The following is an 18,658-nucleotide window of genomic DNA, read 5'->3' on the forward strand; positions in this document are numbered from 1 at the left end:
GATCAACTTTTTTTGGGTCTTCACCATTTTCTGTGATTTCTACTCAATCCTAGAGACATGTTAGCTGGATGAAATAGGTTCATCAGTCAGGATCCTTCTTCCGCATACAGACCACGAAGTTGGTAGAATGGAAACAGTCAAGTGCTTTCCTTGACGGGTTCCATTCTACCAACTATCATACCGATAGCGGAAGAAGGGAGCGCTTAAGCAGCCTGACTGCCTGTAGTGTTCCCTGTACACTCCAGAAATACACGCAAACGAAACCGTTCTAGATTTCGATAGCCATATGCCCGGCGTTTGATGTTTTTGATCTTGTGATTCGTCCCCTCAATTCGGGCATTCGTATATGGGCACAAAAAGTAGGAAAGAATAGGCTCCTTCCACCTTTCAAGCGTGTTGGCTGCTTTCTGAAAAGAAGCAAAAGGGCTCTGTTTGGCTAACTGAATCCATTCTTCCAAGCGTTCCTTTGCTTCATGATATCCATCGGTTCGGTAAAAATCCCGAAACAACTCTTTCAGATAATAAGCAATGGAAAGTGCCGGATACTCCTCCAAGATATCGTCTAATCGAAGCCGTTGGTCCTTACGAAGCTTTTCACAGCCTTTCAAGAGAAGATATCGAGCCTTTTTCAATGGAGAAAATTCCTTTCTTGCTTGATCCAAGGCTTGTGTCACTTTTTGAACCACATGGTACTTATCGATGACAATCGAAGCAGATGGAAACAGGGCGCGAACCGCCTTATGATAAGGTTCCCACATGTCAAGAATCACCGTTTGGACCATTTCTTTCGACAGGATATTTTGGCTCAACAAGTTGATGGCGGAGTCACATTGGCGATCGGCATGCATTCCCATGACCGATCCGGCTCTGGCATCCATCAATACAGTTTCATACTGATGTCCCTTTTTTACAGCGATTTCATCTAAACTAAGCACCATTCCTTCTTGAGAAGATGCTTCTATCGCTGTTTGACGCTCTTTTGCTTTTTTCGATGCGATGGAGTAATAAATGCGTTCCAATGTTGTATATGGGATGCGGTGCTTTCGGCTAACCTCTTGAATGGTGGAGCCTTCGCAAAGTTCATACAAGTACTCACAAAATCGATTGGTGTAGTGTTGATTGGGTGGAATCGATTCCAAAGAGGCGGAAAACACTTGAGAACAATTCCAGCACCGATAGCGCTTTACCTTTATGAACAAGTACACCGGTTGATGGAAAATCGCCAAATCCCGTACTTTTCTTGTCCGTCTGTCGTGGACAGAGGAAGTGGCAAACCCACAATGAGGGCAACGTTCCTGTGTCTCTGTTTTCTCTACATGAATCGCATAACCATAGGAAAGAAGTTCTTGTTTAATCACTTTAAATTCTGGCAATCCTAGTGGTATAGAAAGCACTTACGAGACCTCCTTAATGTTTATTTCACCGCTAACATTATTGCCAGGATCTCGTCAGTGCTTTCTCTTTTTTGTCACTAAATCACAAAATTTGGTGATGAACCTTATTTTTTTAGGAGTATCCCTGACTCCTTTATCATCCGGATTCGGCATCGTTATTTGACCGTAATGGTCACGTATCCTCTTGAACCAACCGTTTGACCAACAATTTGGCCATAATATTTATCGCCTTCTTGTTGTGGAAAATTGCGCGTTTCTTCTTGCCTAGGATTGAGCCAGTTGGTGGAGGCGACGACGCTGTCGGGCCACCAATTGATCAATTTGTAAGCATAGCCTCTTGTTTGGGTCGCGAAGCCGTTATTTGCGGCCAAACGTCAATGATACCCTGTCTGCTTTTATTGAGGTTTCCGATCTCCTTTGCGGATCCATACAATGGTGATACATGCTACTAGAAAGATGGACAGCGTTAACATGATGAATTTGTTGATGAGCATCGGTTCCCAAACCGGCGGCTCGAACAAAAAGATATGCGGCCAGGGCATGAACGTTCCTAATGTGGCCACTTCAAGCACCGTATAAATAAAAATGACTGTCAGTGCGATATGGGTGTTTTTTGTAAGAACAAGGGCGGCAGTGCTGAAAAATAGGTAAAAGAACGTCAATAGAATGAAATGAATGAGATTCAAAAAAGACAAAGAAGAAACTCCGTATTTCCACATGAATGCCCCGCTTAGAGCGGCAACTCCTAATAAATGGATGGAAGAATAACGTACGACATCAATCCCAACCCATTTCCTATAGTAAGGGACAAGCGTTTCTTGCGCTCCATCTTCATACAGTTCACCGAATCGATAAATCAGGCACCATCCGGAAAACGGGATGAACAACCCTTGGATGACGATCACATCATCGTAAATGCTTGACGATTTCCGGGGAACAAGCAAAATAAGCAACAGCGATAGGATGAACATCGCTGGTGGGATAAAAAAGGCTCCGCCCATTGTCTTGCGGTCAAACACGAATGCGGTTCGCATCCATTCGATGTAAGCTTTCATCTTGGTTCCCCTCTTCGGACAACAGCCAAATAGCCATCGATCAATCGCGGTGCCACCGGTCTCCCCCCTGTTCCCCCATTTTTGGAAAACACCCGCGCGTGAATGCCATCCTCTTCTTCGAGAAGCTGCACCACTTCTCTCGTTGCGATCAAGTCATCCAATTCTTCGGGGCATATGCAATATTCCCACACACAGCCTTCTGCGCGGGACTTCAGCTCAGACGGCGTGCCTTCAAACAACACTTGCCCTTGTTTCAAAACCCCAATTTTGGTGCACAAAAACTCAATGTCTTCCACAATGTGCGAAGAAATGACAATCGTATGCTCGGAACCAAGCTGCTTGAGCAGATGGCGAAAGCGGATTCGCTCTTCAATATCCAAGCCGGCAGTCGGCTCGTCAAACAGCAAGATGGACGGCTTTCGCGTCAATAAATGGGCAATTCCCACCCGCCGCCGCATGCCGCCGGACAGCTCGGACATTTTTTTCGTCTCATGGCCGTTCAAGTTCACTTTTTGAATCGCTTCGGCAACGGCCGCGTGCCGTTTGTGTTTGTCCATCATTCCTTGCAATAAAGCGAGATGGTCAAGCGTTTCTTCGACCGTAATGTTCGGATAGACCATGAAATCTTGCGGCAAATAACCGATCCGTTCATGAGCTTTCACATATTTTCCTTTGGTGCAGCTTTGTTTGCCGATCGCCACTTGCCCTTCATCCATGGGCGTCAAGCCGGCCAATATTTTCATCAATGTCGTCTTGCCGGCTCCGTTCGGCCCGACTAACCCGTAAATCCCTTCCATGCAAAGCGATACGTTCGATAAAATGAGTTGTTTTTTGATTCGTTTCGTGACGCTGGATACATGGATCATGTCTGTCCCTCCTGAACGATGCGGATAAGCTGTATCGCTTTCTCCCAGCTGTTATCTGCTCCTTCATTTATTTGTTTGTACCATAAAGCCAAAAATTTTTGTTTTTTCTCATCGGATAAGCGTTCATACTCCCCATACAGCTTCCTCAGCACTTCCTCTGTTTTCTTGTCAGGGGGATCCACTGACAAAGCCAAATCAAACGTCAAATCTCCTCCGGAATAGGGAAGGGCTAATTGTTGTTGGAACCATCTTGACAACAACGCTTGAAACACGTCTTTTTGCATTGATAAATGTGTTCCCCTCCAAAGAAGCCCTTCTGTGATGATTTCCGGCAAATACATCAATGTTCCTTCTTGGGAGCGAAGGGAATATGGCGTATCAATTTGAAGAAGCAGGTGATCGCTGCTATATACACACCGTTGTTCACCATGGGGAGCGAGCAACACGATGTTTGTCGGCAACTTTGCCGCTTTTAAATCGAACATCTGCACGATATCATGGTGGATGCGCCGTACATGACGTTCGAAAATCGGCCAATCTTGCTTAAGATTCGGCCAGTCGGCAGGGTAAACGATCTGCCATGGCCCGATTTTTTCCTTCAAAAACATTCCTGCCACAGCTGTAATGCCGCCGGATACAACTCCTTCGTACATTCCGTCGCTTCGGCGCGGCAAATTCGTATAAAATGGCGCCATTCCATAAAACGACAACGTATAGCGGATCGGATGGCTCGATTGCATTGATACAGGCACCGGACTGGAATGAACGTTCACAAAGGCAAACGGAGCATGATTGGCTTTTGTCGGCACCCAGCTGAAATCGCTCGGTAAAAACAAATAGTGCGGTGAAACGGGAATTTGCGCGGAATCGTTCAATTGATACTCAAACGTCCATTTGTCAGTCAAGCGATTGGATAACCGTTTAACCGTGATGACATCCCCCTGTTGAGTAAAAGGAAGCTGGTTTCCAGTTTGATCGGTGATTCGCTTCAGAGCAAAATGATGATAAAGCACGAACGACAGCGTGTCGCCCCGAATTTGGCGCAAGGTCACTTTCACTTTCGCATGTACACCGTTTTTGGCCTCCAGCTGAATGTCGTATCGCTCAATCGAATAGTGCAATGTGCTTGGTTGGATGGTTGAATCATGAGTTTGGTAGTAAACGTTTTCTTGAGCCAAATCAGCGTAGCTGAACACCAGTTTGTTTCCAGTGAAAAGATGCGGAAACAACCAAGCATCACCCGCCAAAAGCAAAACAACACCCGTAATAATGGCCGCTTTCTCCTTTGTCGTGCGGGCCGTTTTCCAAAGAATAGCCCATACCGCCATCATCGACGATAGGATCCAAAACAATATTTTCATATACGTCGAAAGGCTGACATGGTACCCAATGACGTCACGAAATACATCGTCCATATTCAGCGGACCGATGTAAAACAAACTACGGATGTCGGAAAAAGGGATTAGATGGAAATAACGGGAAAACAATTGTGTATTCATCGGGCCTATGGCCAGCCAAATGACCATCATCCAGGCAAAGCTTAATCGATTTTTCCCAAACAATAGAGCATTGAAAATACCAAGAAAAAAGGCAAATACGAACGGCAATAGCCAATATACGGCAATATACGATGCCGTTTCGGTATACAACGAAGAAAAGGGAAGACCCCATGTGCGGTAAAACTGCCATACAAGTACAACTTGCAGACCGGTGAAGAATGAAAGAAACAGCAAGTGATTCACGAACAAGGCGGCGATTTTCAACGCTGTGATGTGCAGTGAACCGGCAAACAAAAGATTGGCGCCAAATCGGTATTCATCAGAGAACAACTTATAAAAAAATACCATAAACAGTAGCATGGCTGCTTGGACGATTAACGTCATTTCCCCGACAAAGTTTCCATAATCCGTCTTGCCAAAGGAATCGTACTGGCGAATGAGAAAGCGCATCATCAGCATGATGAACCAAAATGTGTATGTTCCCATATAGAGAATACTTTTTCCCATCTGTTTGGCGTAAAACCATGATAGGCGAGTAAACAAAGTCATAAGGGGTCACTCCATTGTCAGCATAGTCGTATCCATCAACGATAGCAGGGAAGCAAGCGAATGCCGGTGTGATGGAGCCGTGTTGACATTCGCTTGCTTGTTGAATAAAGCGTGCCAACTTAATTCACGGTCACTTTTGCTTCGCCATAAATAGATGTCGCATTGGCCTGTGTGTATGCTTCAGCATAGTAGAAAGACCCGTTTTCAGCTGTGAAAGATTTTTTTATTGTTTGTGATGGATAGGCTATTGCCGAAGCAACTGTTGAATCAGGCCACCAGTTAATTTGTTTTTTGGCATACCCTTGTACATAAAATGCTGGACCTGATGAAGAGACGACCAATGTTCCAGAGGCCCCAGTAGCTTTCACTGGTGTTCCTGTGGCAGAACTAGCCCCCGGTGAAATATGCGCAATGGAAGTGCCGGAGGCATAAACAGATCCAGCAATGCTGAGAACCAACACTAAAATGAATAGTGGTAGCCCCTTAGCTTTCGTTTTACGTGCCTTATTGACAACCATCCTTCTCACCTCCTTTTAAGGGTAGTAATTTGGTAGAATCAAGTTGATAAATGGGTTTAGGAAGCATTGTGAATATTTTTTCTATTCGATTTGTAAAGATGAGATAATGTGCATTCGAAAAATCATCTTTTAAGAAATAATAAAACTGTTCGTAACTATTCACCCCGATGCTAGTGTGTAAAGTAGCCCAGCACAAATAGGGCATTTCTGTCATAGAAAATGCCCTACGTAGCGGAAAGAACACGATCTATCGTTTCGCCTGTCAACAGAAGACACAACGAGTCCCACACGTTTTTTTCGTGCTTGGTGAGTGTGGAAACGATGCTCCTTGCGATGCAAAACGACTGCGCGAACGTTTCCTGACGAAATGTACCCGAGATGTTCTCTTTGACTTTGACCATGCGAAGATCCCGTTCGGCTTGGTTGTTGTCAAAAGGAACGTGAGCTTCACGCAAAAAGCGCAACGCTTCTTCCTTTCGTTTTTGAAGTCGCCGAACGAAGGAGAGCGCTTTTTTCGGCAACGGTGTCATCCCTTCCAACTGATGGTTGGCTTTCTCGAGTATGCGATCATACACGTGCTCCCAACGTTTCGCTTCTTCTTCAGGAAGAAAGCCACCATGTTGTTCGACCACTTGTTTGGCATTTAATAGAAACGTGGTCATCCGTTTTGCCCATGTATGCCCTTGTTCGATGAATCCTTTCAAGTCACGTAAATGATGGGCATGACAAAGGGCATGTGTGGCTTCGGTGTATCTCGGGTATGTACCGAATGCATCATGCATCATCGTTCCTTTATATCGTGGAAGAATCCCGATTTCATCGGTTGCTTTCTTTCCACGAGAAGCGTGAGGAGCTAAGTACGTATATGCGGATGTACAGGCGACATGAACCCAGGCCTGTTTGCCATCGATCCGCAAGCTCGTTTCATCGACATGCAAGATGTCCGATTGAAGCAATGCTTCCTCGATGATGTCCATGTTTGGTTCGAGTGCTTCGCGACCTCGTTTGACCATATTGACAAGTGTTCCTGTGCTGATCGGATGTTGATATAGCTCTTCCATCATGTCACGTAAACGTTGATATGGAATCATTTGTATGTTGTATAAATACACGACAAGCGCCGTGATCCGTGGACCATATTGCACATGATTGGTGACGTGTGATGGGAACTCGGCTTGTTGCACGCATCGGCAATGTGGACATGATTTCACTTCGCGTTCATGTTGTGTCACTTCCATCGTCACGGGAGGCAGATCAAACACTTGACGGACATCGACTTTGAACGGTTTTACGTCACGCAAAGAAGACCCGCATCCTTGACACGTATGTACGCGATGGACGACACGATGATGTGGATGTTCCACTTGACGGAGCGTCGTTCCCTCATGTCCCTCCCGTCCGCCAGGCTTTTTGTCAGACGGTTCACGAGAGGAACGCTTTTTCTCAAAACGGTCAGAAGATGGGGGCAGATGGCTATTAGAGCTGTTTTTTTTCGTGCGTGCTTCCAGCTCTTGAACACGATACTTCAGTTGTTCATTTTCTTTGCGTAGCTGTTTGTTTTCTTGACGCAAATGTTCATTTTCTTGAATGAGTTGATGAATGAGCTGTTTTTGTTGTTGGACTTTGCTGATTAAGCTTTCAACCGTCAATACAGCTTGTTGTACCGTCAACATGCGATTCACCTCCTTGTCTATCAATATTCACATCATAGACAGGAAAACCAAAAAATGGATCTTCACCACACAGTGTACTTGACAAAGAAAGACGATCATGATAAAGAAAACCAAAACAGCATTTTTTTATACCACACATCTCTTTGAGCAACATTGCTATCATGTTTGTCTTTAAAAGTCAAGTACATCTTTTGGTGATGAACCCAAAAAATATTCAGCTCACTTTATGAGGTGGCTGAATAGTTACAACTGTTCTAAGTCTTCGAAGTCAAAGTGTTTCGTCGGCTGATCGAAAATGAATACTGTGCGATTTAGCGACTGTCCAAGAGAAACAAGATAAATCAGCCGTTGAAACATCGTCAATGAATCGATGGATGCATGGGAAGGGAGGCGATATTTTTTCCATAGTGCCGATTGCTGAAAAGGACGATTCAGCCATATCGAAATATCTTGCAAACGATAGTTTCTCCACAGTTGGTGGTAGTTCTCAGGAATCACGAAAAATACGGTTTTATTCGGTTTTCCTTTTGCTGCCTGTTCATTGAAATGGATTTCCCCTTCATCGATAGGATGAAAGCCGGCAAGCGCTTTGGCGACAATATCTGTGCGAATGTGATTTTTGGCTAGAATGATGGATTGGGAAGGAAGATTGACGGAACAATGATGCAAAATAAGTTGGCGATGGTGCTTGAGGGTCACATTTTTTAATTCCATCATTTGTCTCCTTCCCCCCTTTCTTGCGCTAGTTGAATCAATATGTTTTCTTTTTCTTTTATGGATAGTGCCATGTAGTGCTCCCACGTTGTTGAGTCGATGGAGGATTTTTCCGCTATCCTGTTTCCATATCCGATAGATGGAATATGTAGTTTTTCCATTAAATACAAGCCGACAAAGAGACTGATCTGTTCGTTTTCGAACAATCGGTACGGGATGGAAAACGCAGCCAACTCCTGAATATGTTTGGTTGCCGGAGTGCCATTGACGTCCAAGAACGGATCAACATAAAACGTGTAGTTTCCGTCAGCCACCGTGCTGTCGTACAGCGAAAGGTTTGTGGTGTTGATGCTTTTTGGGATGATTGAGACGCTCTTGACTTCTTTTGTGCAATAATCTGTATTTGCAAGATTCGGAAACAAGTGGCATAGCTCATTGCGGATGGAAACGAGTTGATGCTTCAATTCCATATAATTTCTTGTTGTAGTGAGAAATGGTTTATAAACAAGGAAACGAGTATGTTGCACTTGAATTTGTTTGTAAGGACCATTGATCACGGAGAGACAAGGGAGATGGTCCCCATGCCAACGGTACTTTTCCTTTCCGACAATCATGTTGACTCGTGTACATGTTTTCGTTTCCACATTGGAATGAAGCGTTCCGGATGAGTCGATATCGTAAAGCGTTGAATCCATGGACTGCGGATACCAGTTGGCTTCAAATGGCAACAACGTGACGCCCGATGTCAACGGATAAAAGGTTGAGCCGAACGTATGCCGATAATAGATCGTCATGGATGGGGCACCGTTGGTCTGCACCTGAACAACGTTTCCTTGTTGTTGAAAGGGGAAACGCTTCCCTCCGCCTTGGATGTGATCGATTTGAAATTGCTCGTTGATCGAAAAACGAACGGTGTGTTCTTTCGGATGCAGAGAGAGTGTGGCTTTGATCGGATACGTGGATTTCGGATTCACCTCGATCTCCTTGATTTTCCAATATCCATGCAACGGGATGTTCTTGGGCTGAGCCTGATGTTTGATTTGTTGATAGAGTTTGACGTCGTTTGCCAACAGAATGTCATCCAACTGGAATTTTGATTGTGCATGTTGAAGGAAAAATGTTACGAAAATAACGAGAGTCACACTAGCCGCAAGCCCCGCGAAGGATCGCCGCATGCTTCGAAAAACGCCATAAACGGCGATGGAAGAAAGAATATACGCCAATTTGATCAGCACGCGTTCTTTTTGGAAGGTTAGGCTGAATAACGGGTCAATGTAAGGCCAACGATGGTTTCTCCACAAGGAGAAGGATGGATTGCGATATTCCAAAGAAAACAGCACGATGATCCACAAAACAAACACACCAACGAGCAACATCGCTTTTTTCGAAGAATGATAGGCGTAAACAGCGCCTGTGGACAATCCGATCATCCACGCCCATAGAAATGGTAGAAGAAAATGAATCAAATACAATGGAAACAGAAAGGCGAAAAGATCCCAACCCGCTGAATAGTTGATCACCACCGCACCGGCGATGATCCCGGCCAAGGCCAGTTGCCAAGCGAAAAAACAAATAAATGCGATCAAAGCTTGGCAGAAGACGATCTTTTGCGGGTTTGGCATGATGTCATTCATCGCGATCCAGTGAATTGGAGTCGAAGTGAACAACGAAACATGCAAGCGGAAGCTGAAGAGCAGCCAGACGGCCATTCCAATCGGAACCAAGTATTTCGTATATAAGATCCACTCCGCTGGATTGATGGTATGGGGATTGAGGCAAACAAACATCAAAACCCCAGAAAATACGAATATGAAACTAGCTTCTGCTTTTAAGCGGGACGCCATTCTTGAAATGAACACCCATTTCATGTGGAATGCCCTCTCTGATCATCAATTTCAAATGTTTGTAAAATTCAATGGCATTATAAAAAAAAAAGAAGATGTCAACCTTTTACATGGAAATTCACAGTATATTCGCAAATAATAGGAAAATCGTATTATCATGATAGTTTTTGGCCAATTTCGCGCCTTTAGATGCAGGGAGTGTCCATTGTGTGACGTGCTTTTTTTCGATGCGCTGAACGAAAGTGTTAGACATGAAATCGAGTGCGACGGGAAAACGATTTATGAAAAAGCCCGCTCATAAACCATGTCTTTTTGTCTAGGACGGTCTGTCCCCATATTAGCGGACAGCCGTCTTTTTTGCTTCTCCGCGGCTGTTTGGGCAAGATGGGCTTCCGAGCGGCGTGTGAGGCCAGGATTGTCCGTTTTTTCCTTGCACCGAAAGCGCCGTCATCGGTACAATGAAGTCGGCAAACGTTGGCAAAGGGGAACTGCACGTCATGAAAATCGGCTATCGAACGCTAAAAACTGCCGTCGGCGCGGCGTTGGCGATCGCCATCACCCAATGGCTTGGGTTGCACAATTTTGCTTCTGCCGGCATTATCGTCATTTTGTGCGTGCAAGTGACGAAAAAGCGGTCGCTTGAGACCGCCCGGGCGCGTTTTGCGGCGTGCGTCGTCGCGATCGGGTTTGCGGCGTTGTTTTTTACCGTCTTCGGCTATTATCCGTGGACGATTGGGCTGTTGCTGCTTTTGTTTATTCCCGTGACGGTCCGGCTGAAAATAAACGAAGGCATTGCGACAAGCTCGGTCATTATTTTGCATTTGTATGCGGCCAAGGAAATGACGTGGGGATTGGTCGCCAATGAACTGTTGTTGGTGGCTGTCGGCATCGGGGTGGCGCTCATCGTCAATATGTACATGCCGAGCGCCGAGAAGCAGCTCAAAGAGTACCAGCGCATTGTCGAAGATTTGTTCCGCATCATTTTAAAAGAAATCGTCCGCTACTTGCGCACGAATGAACTCGATTGGGACGGCAAAGAGCTGCCGCTCGCCGCGGAGGCGCTCGACAAAGCGAAAAAACTCGCCATGCGCCACGCCGACAACCAATTATGGCGTAATGAAGATGAATATGTCCGCTACTTCCGCATGCGTGAGCGGCAGTTGGAAATCATCGAGCATATGCTTCCGCTTGTGACGTCGCTTACGTACACGGTTGAGCAGCGGATGATGATCGCCGATTTTATCGATGAATTAAGCGACGCCATTCACCCGGGAAATACGGCGGACCGTTTTTTGCGGCGTCTTGCCGAGATGCGCGAACAGTTTAAGGCGATGCCGCTGCCAAAGACGCGCGAGCAGTTTGAAGAGCGAGCGGCGTTGTTTCATTTAGTGCGGGAATTGGAGCGATATTTAATCATTAAAAGCGAATTTCATCCCGGAAGCGAACCGAGACGGCGGCTTGAAAAGTCGGTGATTTAATCGGATATAGAGCTTCACAGCAGTGTTTTCCAAATTGAAAAACCTTGCAACATCGCGTTTTTTTCCACGATTCCTCATGGATCGAGGAAATGGATTGTCTTTCACCAGTCTTTTAAGGCATGAAAACGGGGCATATGTCCATCCGTTTTGGCGCACACTATAGCCAAACATTCAAGCAAAGGATGGACTTATATGCGGGTATGGTTGGCCATTTGTCTCGTGATAACCGCAGTGTTGGGGGCGCCTTTCCAGACAGCGGCGGAGGCGAAGCCGCTCGTGATTGTGAACAAAGCGATCAATAAGCTCGCGCTCGTCCGCGACGGCCGCATCGAAGCCGTTTATCCGGTGGCGACCGGGGTCAATACCGATTTGACGCCGGAAGGAATGTTTACGGTGACGGTGAAGGCGAAACACCCGTATTATCGGAAAAAGAACATCCCGGGCGGGGCGCCGAACAATCCGCTCGGCACAAGGTGGATCGGCTTTAACGCGCGCGGGACGGACGGGCGCACGTACGGCATTCATGGCACGAACAACCCGGCGTCGATTGGCGGCTACGTTTCGCAAGGCTGTGTGCGCATGCACAACCGCGATGTCGAGCAGCTGTATGAACGGGTGCCCATCGGCGCCAACGTGCTCATTCTCCGCAGCAACGAATCGTTTTACGCCATTGCCAAACGGTACGGCGCTGTCCAATGAAAAACGCAAGCTTCCGGTTTCGGAGCTTGCGTTTTTTACGCCGGATCGCGCTTAAAACCACATGCTGATGCCGGCGAGGAGCGTCGTCAGCAGCATGCAAATGAGCATTAAATATACGACCAACTTTTGCGTTTTGCGCGACAACGGTCCGTCCTCCTTCCCGTCCGCTGTTCTAGATTTATTGTAACGTCAAATAGAGGGGCGGACAAGGAAAAATAAAAGAAGGATTTTTTGTCGAAATGGCGAATTATAAATTGTTGGCCTCATCATTTTGCAGCAAAGGGGATCAAGACGATGCAGGTGAAAAAAGTCGACCATATCGGCATCGCTGTCCGCTCGATCGAGAAAGCGCTTCCGTTCTATACGGATGTGCTCGGCCTGCCGTTTCTCGGCATTGAGGAAGTCGAGTCGGAACAGGTGAAAGTGGCGTTTTTGCAGGCTGGCGAGGCGAAACTGGAGCTGCTGGAGCCGCTGTCGCCAGAGAGCGCGGTGGCGAAATTTATCGAAAAGCGCGGCGAAGGGATCCATCACGTCGCCCTTGGCGTCGATGATATCACCGAACGCATCCGTGAGCTGAAAGAGCGCGGCATCCGCATGATTCAAGATGCGCCAAAACGCGGCGCCGGCGGGGCGTGGGTGGCCTTCATGCATCCGAAATCGACCGGCGGCGTGTTGTACGAACTTTGTGAACGGACGAACCGAACGGAGGGACACCAATGAGCGACATGTACGACAAAATCAACGAACTGTATGACCGTCGCCGCGAAATCGAGCTTGGCGGCGGCGATGAGAAAATTGAACAGCAGCACGCGAAAGGGAAGCTGACGGCGCGCGAGCGGATTGACTTGCTTTTGGATGAAGGAACGTTTGTCGAACTCAATCCGTTCATCGAGCACCGCTGCACCGATTTTGGCCTGGGGGAAAAGAAGGGGCCGGGTGACGGGGTTGTGACCGGCTACGGGAAGATCAACGGCCGCACCGTATTTGTGTTCTCGCAAGATTTCACCGTCTTCGGCGGGGCGCTTGGGGAAATGCATGCGAAAAAGATCACGAACATCATGGATTTGGCGGCGAAAACCGGGGCGCCGATCATCGGCTTGAACGATTCGGGCGGCGCTCGCATTCAAGAAGGGGTCTTGTCGCTTGACGGGTACGGGCACATTTTTTACCGCAACGCCATTTATTCCGGCGTCATCCCGCAAATTTCCGTCATTATGGGGCCGTGCGCCGGCGGGGCCGTCTACTCGCCGGCCATCACCGATTTTGTGTTCATGGTCGAAAAAACGAGCCAAATGTTCATCACCGGCCCGAAAGTGATTGAAGCGGTGACCGGGGAGAAAATCAGCGCCGAAGATTTAGGCGGCGCCCGCGTGCACAACACGATCAGCGGCAACGCCCATTTTGCGGCGGCGAATGAAGAGGAGGCGCTCGCCGAGGTGCGGCGGCTCTTGGGCTATTTGCCGTCCAACAATAACGAAAAGCCGCCGTTTGGCCCGATTCCGGACGGGGACGACTACCGCCCCGATTTGGCCGATGTCGTGCCGATTGACGCCGTCCGCCCGTACGATGTGCGCCACGTCATCGCCCAAGTCGTCGATGACGGATCATTTATGGAAGTGCAAAAAGATTTCGCCAAAAACATCGTGATCGGCTTTGCCCGCATCAAAGGCGAAGTGGTGGGGCTTGTGTGCAACCAGCCGAAGTTTATGGCCGGAGGGCTGGACATCGACTCATCCGACAAGGCGGCGCGGTTTATCCGCTTTTGCGATTCGTTCAACATCCCGATCATTACGTTTGAGGATGTCACCGGCTTTTTCCCGGGCGTCAAGCAGGAGCACGGCGGCATCATCCGCCACGGGGCGAAAATTTTGTACGCCTACTCGGAAGCAACGGTGCCGAAAATTACGGTCATTTTGCGCAAAGCGTACGGCGGCGCGTACGTTGCCTTAAACAGCAAATCGATCGGCGCCGATGTCGTCTATGCGTGGCCGAACGCCGAAGTGGCCGTCATGGGGCCGCAAGGGGCGGCGAACATCATTTTCGCGAGCGAAATTGAAAAAAGTCCGAATCCGGAAGAAACGCGGGCGCAAAAAATTGAAGAATACCGCGAGAAATTCGCCAATCCGTACGTCGCGGCGAAATACGGCATGATCGATGACGTCATCGACCCGCGCGACACGAGAATCAAGCTCATTCAGGCGCTCGAGATGCTTCGAAATAAACACGAAGAACGGCCGAAGAAAAAGCATGGCAACATTCCACTGTAAACAAAAGGGGGCGAGGTGCCCCTTTTTGTTTCCTGTTTGCGAGGAAATTCATGCGCGTCAGGGGCGTTCCCATCGCTCTTCCCCTACGGCCCCACATTGGATCCGTCCGCGGCGGCCCGGGACAGGCGCGTGTCGATGCGTCCTGAACGTGCGGGGCGTGTGCGGCCGGTTTGGCTCTTGGTGGAACATTTCGGTATACTTGAGGTGGAATACATAGACGGGAGGAAGAAAACCATGGTGAATGAACAGCGTCTTGTCGATGAATTTTTAGAGCTCGTGCAAATCGACTCGGAAACGAAGCATGAGGGAGCCATCGCCAAAGTGTTGAAACAAAAATTTGAAGCGCTCGGCCTTGAGGTGATCGAAGACGATGCCGCCGCGAAAACGGGGCATGGGGCGGGCAACTTGATTTGCACACTCCCGGCGACAAAAGACGGGGTGGATCCGATTTATTTCACGTCTCATATGGATACGGTCGTGCCCGGCAAAGGGGTGAAACCGTCGATTCAAGACGGCTATATCGTCACCGACGGGACGACGATTTTAGGCGCGGACGATAAAGCGGGCTTGGCGGCGATGTTGGAAGCGATTCGGGTGTTGAACGAGCAAAACATCCCGCACGGCGTGATCCAGTTTATCATCACCGTCGGAGAAGAGTCGGGGCTTGTCGGAGCGAAGGCGCTTGACCCGTCGCTCATTCAAGCGAAATACGGCTATGCGTTGGACAGCGACGGAAAAGTCGGCAACATCGTCGTCGCCGCGCCGACGCAGGCGAAGCTGAAAGTGGTGGTGCACGGCAAAACGGCGCACGCCGGCGTCGCACCGGAGCGAGGGGTTTCCGCCATTACGATTGCGGCGAAAGCGATCGCGAAAATGCCGCTCGGCCGCATCGACGAGGAAACAACGGCCAACATCGGCCGCTTCGAGGGCGGCACGCAAACGAACATCGTCTGCGACCGCGTCGATATTTTAGCCGAAGCCCGCTCGCTTGTCCCAGAAAAAATGGAAGACCAAGTGGCGAAAATGAAAGAGGCGTTTGAAACGGTCGCCGCGGAAATGGGCGGCCGCGCCGATGTCGAGGTGGAAGTGATGTACCCGGGCTTTACGTTCAGCGACGGCGACCATGTCGTGGAAATCGCCAAACGGGCGGCGGCGAAAATCGGCCGGCCGTGCAAGCTCGAGCGAAGCGGCGGCGGCAGCGATGCCAACATCATCGCTGGCTTCGGCATTCCGACGGTCAACCTCGCTGTCGGCTATGAAGAAATCCATACGACGAACGAGCGGATGCCGATTGAAGAATTGGTCAAACTGACGGAAATGGTCATCGCCATTGTCGAAGAAGTCGCCAATGCCGGGTGAGCATCCGGGCGCTGGATGCTCTTTTTTCTTTCAACGTTGAAATGCAGTGAAAAACAACCTGGAATCGGCCGATAAAAAAAGCAGAATGCCAATCACGAAAGAGGTGGCGGGGGATGGACAAATACGTGGTCTTTCGCGTCGAGCGGGAACAGTACGCCGTCTCGATCGCGTATGTTGTCTCGATTGAAAAAATGACGGCGCCGACCGCCGTGCCGCATATGCCGAACGCCATGGCGGGCGTCGCACGCATCCGTGGTGAGCTCGTGCCGGTGCTTGATATGCGAAAGCTCCTATACGGGCGGACGATCGAAGAAACCGAGCAGACGCGTCTTGTCGTCGCCGCGGTCGACGGGTTGTCGGTCGCGTTTATCGTCGATGAAGCGAAGGAAATCGTGGATATTGAGCCCGGGGCGATCAAGCCGCTGCAACTCGTATCCGCGGAGCGCACGCCGTATGTTGTCGGGATCGCGACGATGCCTGAGCGGCTGCTGACGGTGCTTGATCCGCGCGTGTTGTTTGCCCATTTGGAGGAAGCGGACGCGATTCGCGAGCAAGTGGCTGCCGCCCAGGCCGCGGCCCAGGCGATCCAAGAAGGAGAGACGGTATAGGTGTTTGCCTATACCGTTTTTTCTTCCGCGCATATCCTAACCATGGAAATGAACTTCAAATCCAAAGGAGGCGCATTCCATGGTTCGACCGTTCGGCCCATATATGGGCGGCTTTTACCCGCCTTACTATGGCGGCTACGGCCACTATCCGTATGGCTACTATCCTTATTGGCACGGAGGCTACGGCGGCTATCACCACTTTCCATACGGGATGCATGATGGCCACTATCCGTTTTCGCCGTACGGCTTCCCGCACTATGGAGGCTATTAATCATGAGGGGCTGACCCAAAAGCGTCATTCTTCTCAAACGAAATACAACATATTGCGCATGATTCATTGTTTCGTGGCGATATATGGTGATGAGCAAGGGTGTCCCGATCCTTTTGGGACACCCCCTTTCCATATGAACATGTCAAGCAAAGCTCGTCGTGCAGCCCCGTTCCTAAATCGGTTTAGAAAAACTTGCAGGCAAACGCAAACGTATGGTATGTTGTTTGATGAACAAACCAAAACGGAAAGGGACGTTGGACAATGGCGAAACAGCAAATCGGCGTCATCGGACTGGCGGTCATGGGGAAAAACTTGGCGTTGAACATTGAGAGCAAAGGCTATTCGGTGGCGGTATACAACCGTTCGCGCGAAAAAACGGACGAATTTTTGCAGGAAGCGAAAGGAAAAAACATCGTCGGTACATACAGCATCGAAGAATTCGTCAACGCCCTCGAAAAACCGCGGAAAATTTTGCTGATGGTGAAAGCGGGAGCGCCGACGGACGCGACGATCGAACAGCTGAAGCCGCATCTGGAAAAAGGCGATATTTTAATTGACGGGGGCAACACGTATTTTAAAGATACGCAGCGCCGCAATAAAGAACTGGCTGAACTCGGCATTCACTTTATCGGCACGGGCGTTTCCGGCGGCGAGGAAGGGGCGTTGAAAGGTCCGTCGATCATGCCGGGCGGGCAAAAAGAAGCGCATGAGCTCGTGCGTCCGATCTTTGAAGCCATCGCCGCCAAAGTCGACGGCGAGCCGTGCACGACGTACATCGGTCCGGACGGCGCCGGGCACTACGTTAAAATGGTGCATAACGGCATCGAATACGGCGACATGCAGCTGATCGCGGAAGCCTACTTCCTGCTCAAACATGTGCTCGGCATGGATGCGAACGAGTTGCATGAAGTGTTCGCCGACTGGAACAAAGGGGAATTGAACAGCTATTTAATCGAGATCACCGCTGACATTTTCACGAAAATCGATGAAGAGACGGGCAAGCCGTTGGTCGATGTTATTCTGGACAAAGCCGGGCAAAAAGGGACGGGCAAATGGACGAGCCAAAACGCCCTTGATTTGGGCGTGCCGCTGCCGATCATCACGGAATCGGTGTTTGCCCGTTTCATCTCGGCGATGAAAGACGAGCGCGTGAAAGCAAGCAAAGTCCTCTCCGGCCCGGCGGTCAAGCCGTTTGAAGGCGACCGCGCCCACTTCATCGAAGCCGTGCGCCGTGCGCTTTATATGAGCAAAATTTGCTCATACGCCCAAGGGTTTGCGCAAATGAAGGCGGCTTCTGAGGAATACAACTGGAACTTGCGGTATGGCGATATCGCCATGATCTTCCGCGGCGGCTGCATTATCCGCGCGCAATTTTTGCAAAAAATTAAAGAGGCGTACGACCGCGATCCAGAGCTGCCGAACTTGCTCTTGGATCCGTATTTCCAAGACATTGTCGAACGCTACCAAGACGCCTTGCGCGAAATTGTCGCCATCGCGGCGATGCGCGGCATTCCGACGCCAGGGTTCGCAAGCGCCCTCGCCTATTACGACAGCTACCGCACCGCGGTGCTCCCGGCCAACTTAATCCAAGCGCAGCGCGACTACTTCGGCGCCCACACGTACGAACGCGTCGACAAAGAAGGCATTTTCCATACGGAATGGTTGAAATAAGCGAAAAACCCTTAGAGCTGTGGGCGGCTCTAAGGGTTTACATATATCTGGCTCTTCACCACAAACTGTATTTGACAAATAAAGACGATCATGATAGAGAAAATCAAAACAGCATTTTTTCCTTTTAATACCATACGTCTCTTTGAGCAACATTGCTATCATGTTTGTCTTTAAAAGTCAAGCACATCTTTTG

General features: G+C 49.1%; 17 protein-coding genes and 1 pseudogene. 8 read left to right on the top strand and 10 right to left on the bottom strand.

The window, feature by feature from the left end; all coding sequences use genetic code 11:
* Window positions 1–203: 203 nt before the first annotated feature.
* The 9 genes and pseudogenes from LG52_RS03600 to LG52_RS03635 form a co-directional block, all read right to left on the bottom strand.
* On the bottom strand, window positions 204–1,394 hold the full coding sequence (locus LG52_RS03600) for an ISL3 family transposase (protein WP_044730474.1): 1,191 nt from the start codon (window positions 1,392–1,394) through the stop codon (window positions 204–206).
* Between the two features lie 155 nt (window positions 1,395–1,549).
* Window positions 1,550–1,714, bottom strand: coding sequence for a hypothetical protein (locus tag LG52_RS20065; protein ID WP_197071925.1), 165 nt, complete (start codon window positions 1,712–1,714; stop codon window positions 1,550–1,552).
* Between the two features lie 75 nt (window positions 1,715–1,789).
* Window positions 1,790–2,449, bottom strand: a complete 660-nt coding sequence (locus LG52_RS03605) for a hypothetical protein (protein ID WP_044730900.1) — start codon at window positions 2,447–2,449, stop codon at window positions 1,790–1,792.
* Window positions 2,446–3,315 carry an ABC transporter ATP-binding protein gene (locus LG52_RS03610; protein ID WP_044730901.1) on the bottom strand — a complete coding sequence of 290 codons (870 nt, stop codon included), beginning with the start codon at window positions 3,313–3,315 and terminating at the stop codon, window positions 2,446–2,448. The genes LG52_RS03605 and LG52_RS03610 overlap by 4 nt, the downstream gene beginning before the upstream one ends.
* Window positions 3,312–5,363 (bottom strand): ABC transporter permease, encoded by a 2,052-nt coding sequence (locus LG52_RS03615; RefSeq protein ID WP_044730902.1) that lies wholly within the window; start codon window positions 5,361–5,363, stop codon window positions 3,312–3,314. The genes LG52_RS03610 and LG52_RS03615 overlap by 4 nt, the downstream gene beginning before the upstream one ends.
* A gap of 119 nt (window positions 5,364–5,482) precedes the next feature.
* Window positions 5,483–5,881 (bottom strand): hypothetical protein, encoded by a 399-nt coding sequence (locus LG52_RS03620; protein ID WP_044730903.1) that lies wholly within the window; start codon window positions 5,879–5,881, stop codon window positions 5,483–5,485.
* Window positions 5,882–6,105: 224 nt separating this feature from the next.
* On the bottom strand, window positions 6,106–7,554 hold the full coding sequence (gene tnpC / locus LG52_RS03625) for an IS66 family transposase (RefSeq protein WP_044730904.1): 1,449 nt from the start codon (window positions 7,552–7,554) through the stop codon (window positions 6,106–6,108).
* A 249-nt stretch (window positions 7,555–7,803) separates the two neighbouring features.
* A pseudogene (locus LG52_RS03630) lies at window positions 7,804–8,271 on the bottom strand (hypothetical protein); the annotation flags it as partial.
* Window positions 8,268–10,136 (bottom strand): hypothetical protein, encoded by a 1,869-nt coding sequence (locus LG52_RS03635; protein ID WP_044730905.1) that lies wholly within the window; start codon window positions 10,134–10,136, stop codon window positions 8,268–8,270. The gene LG52_RS03635 and the pseudogene LG52_RS03630, both read right to left, overlap by 4 nt.
* 473 nt (window positions 10,137–10,609) lie before the next feature.
* Here LG52_RS03635 and LG52_RS03645 point away from each other — a divergent pair, with 473 nt between their 5' ends.
* Together LG52_RS03645 and LG52_RS03650 are read left to right on the top strand one after the other, a co-directional pair.
* The gene (locus LG52_RS03645) at window positions 10,610–11,590 is read left to right on the top strand and encodes an aromatic acid exporter family protein (RefSeq protein WP_044730907.1); all 981 of its coding nucleotides are present in this window, start codon (window positions 10,610–10,612) and stop codon (window positions 11,588–11,590) included.
* Between the two features lie 192 nt (window positions 11,591–11,782).
* Window positions 11,783–12,289: a L,D-transpeptidase gene (locus LG52_RS03650; RefSeq protein WP_023633510.1), complete on the top strand. Its 507-nt coding sequence runs from the start codon at window positions 11,783–11,785 to the stop codon at window positions 12,287–12,289.
* Between the two features lie 51 nt (window positions 12,290–12,340).
* Here LG52_RS03650 and prli42 read toward each other — a convergent pair whose 3' ends face one another.
* Window positions 12,341–12,433: a stressosome-associated protein Prli42 gene (gene prli42 / locus LG52_RS19625; protein WP_156135618.1), complete on the bottom strand. Its 93-nt coding sequence runs from the start codon at window positions 12,431–12,433 to the stop codon at window positions 12,341–12,343.
* 150 nt (window positions 12,434–12,583) lie between these two features.
* Between prli42 and mce the strand changes: the two genes are divergently transcribed.
* The 6 genes from mce (at window position 12,584) to gndA (ending at window position 18,465) form a co-directional block, all read left to right on the top strand.
* Window positions 12,584–13,009, top strand: coding sequence for a methylmalonyl-CoA epimerase (gene mce, locus LG52_RS03655; protein ID WP_044730908.1), 426 nt, complete (start codon window positions 12,584–12,586; stop codon window positions 13,007–13,009).
* Complete coding sequence (locus LG52_RS03660) at window positions 13,006–14,556, top strand: acyl-CoA carboxylase subunit beta (protein ID WP_044730909.1); 1,551 nt, start codon at window positions 13,006–13,008, stop codon at window positions 14,554–14,556. Before mce ends, LG52_RS03660 begins: the two co-directional genes overlap by 4 nt.
* A gap of 234 nt (window positions 14,557–14,790) precedes the next feature.
* Window positions 14,791–15,915 (top strand): tripeptidase T, encoded by a 1,125-nt coding sequence (locus tag LG52_RS03665; RefSeq protein ID WP_044730910.1) that lies wholly within the window; start codon window positions 14,791–14,793, stop codon window positions 15,913–15,915.
* 113 nt (window positions 15,916–16,028) lie between these two features.
* Entirely contained in the window at window positions 16,029–16,523 is a 495-nt protein-coding gene (locus tag LG52_RS03670; RefSeq protein ID WP_044730911.1) for a chemotaxis protein CheW, read from the top strand.
* A gap of 79 nt (window positions 16,524–16,602) precedes the next feature.
* The gene (locus LG52_RS03675) at window positions 16,603–16,794 is read left to right on the top strand and encodes a hypothetical protein (RefSeq protein WP_013144812.1); all 192 of its coding nucleotides are present in this window, start codon (window positions 16,603–16,605) and stop codon (window positions 16,792–16,794) included.
* 261 nt (window positions 16,795–17,055) lie between these two features.
* Window positions 17,056–18,465: an NADP-dependent phosphogluconate dehydrogenase gene (gndA, locus tag LG52_RS03680; protein WP_044730912.1), complete on the top strand. Its 1,410-nt coding sequence runs from the start codon at window positions 17,056–17,058 to the stop codon at window positions 18,463–18,465.
* Window positions 18,466–18,658: the final 193 nt, after the last annotated feature.

Origin of the sequence: Geobacillus kaustophilus (genome assembly GCF_000948285.1) — a bacterium.
In the GTDB taxonomy this organism is placed as follows: Bacteria; Bacillota; Bacilli; order Bacillales; family Anoxybacillaceae; genus Geobacillus; species Geobacillus thermoleovorans_A.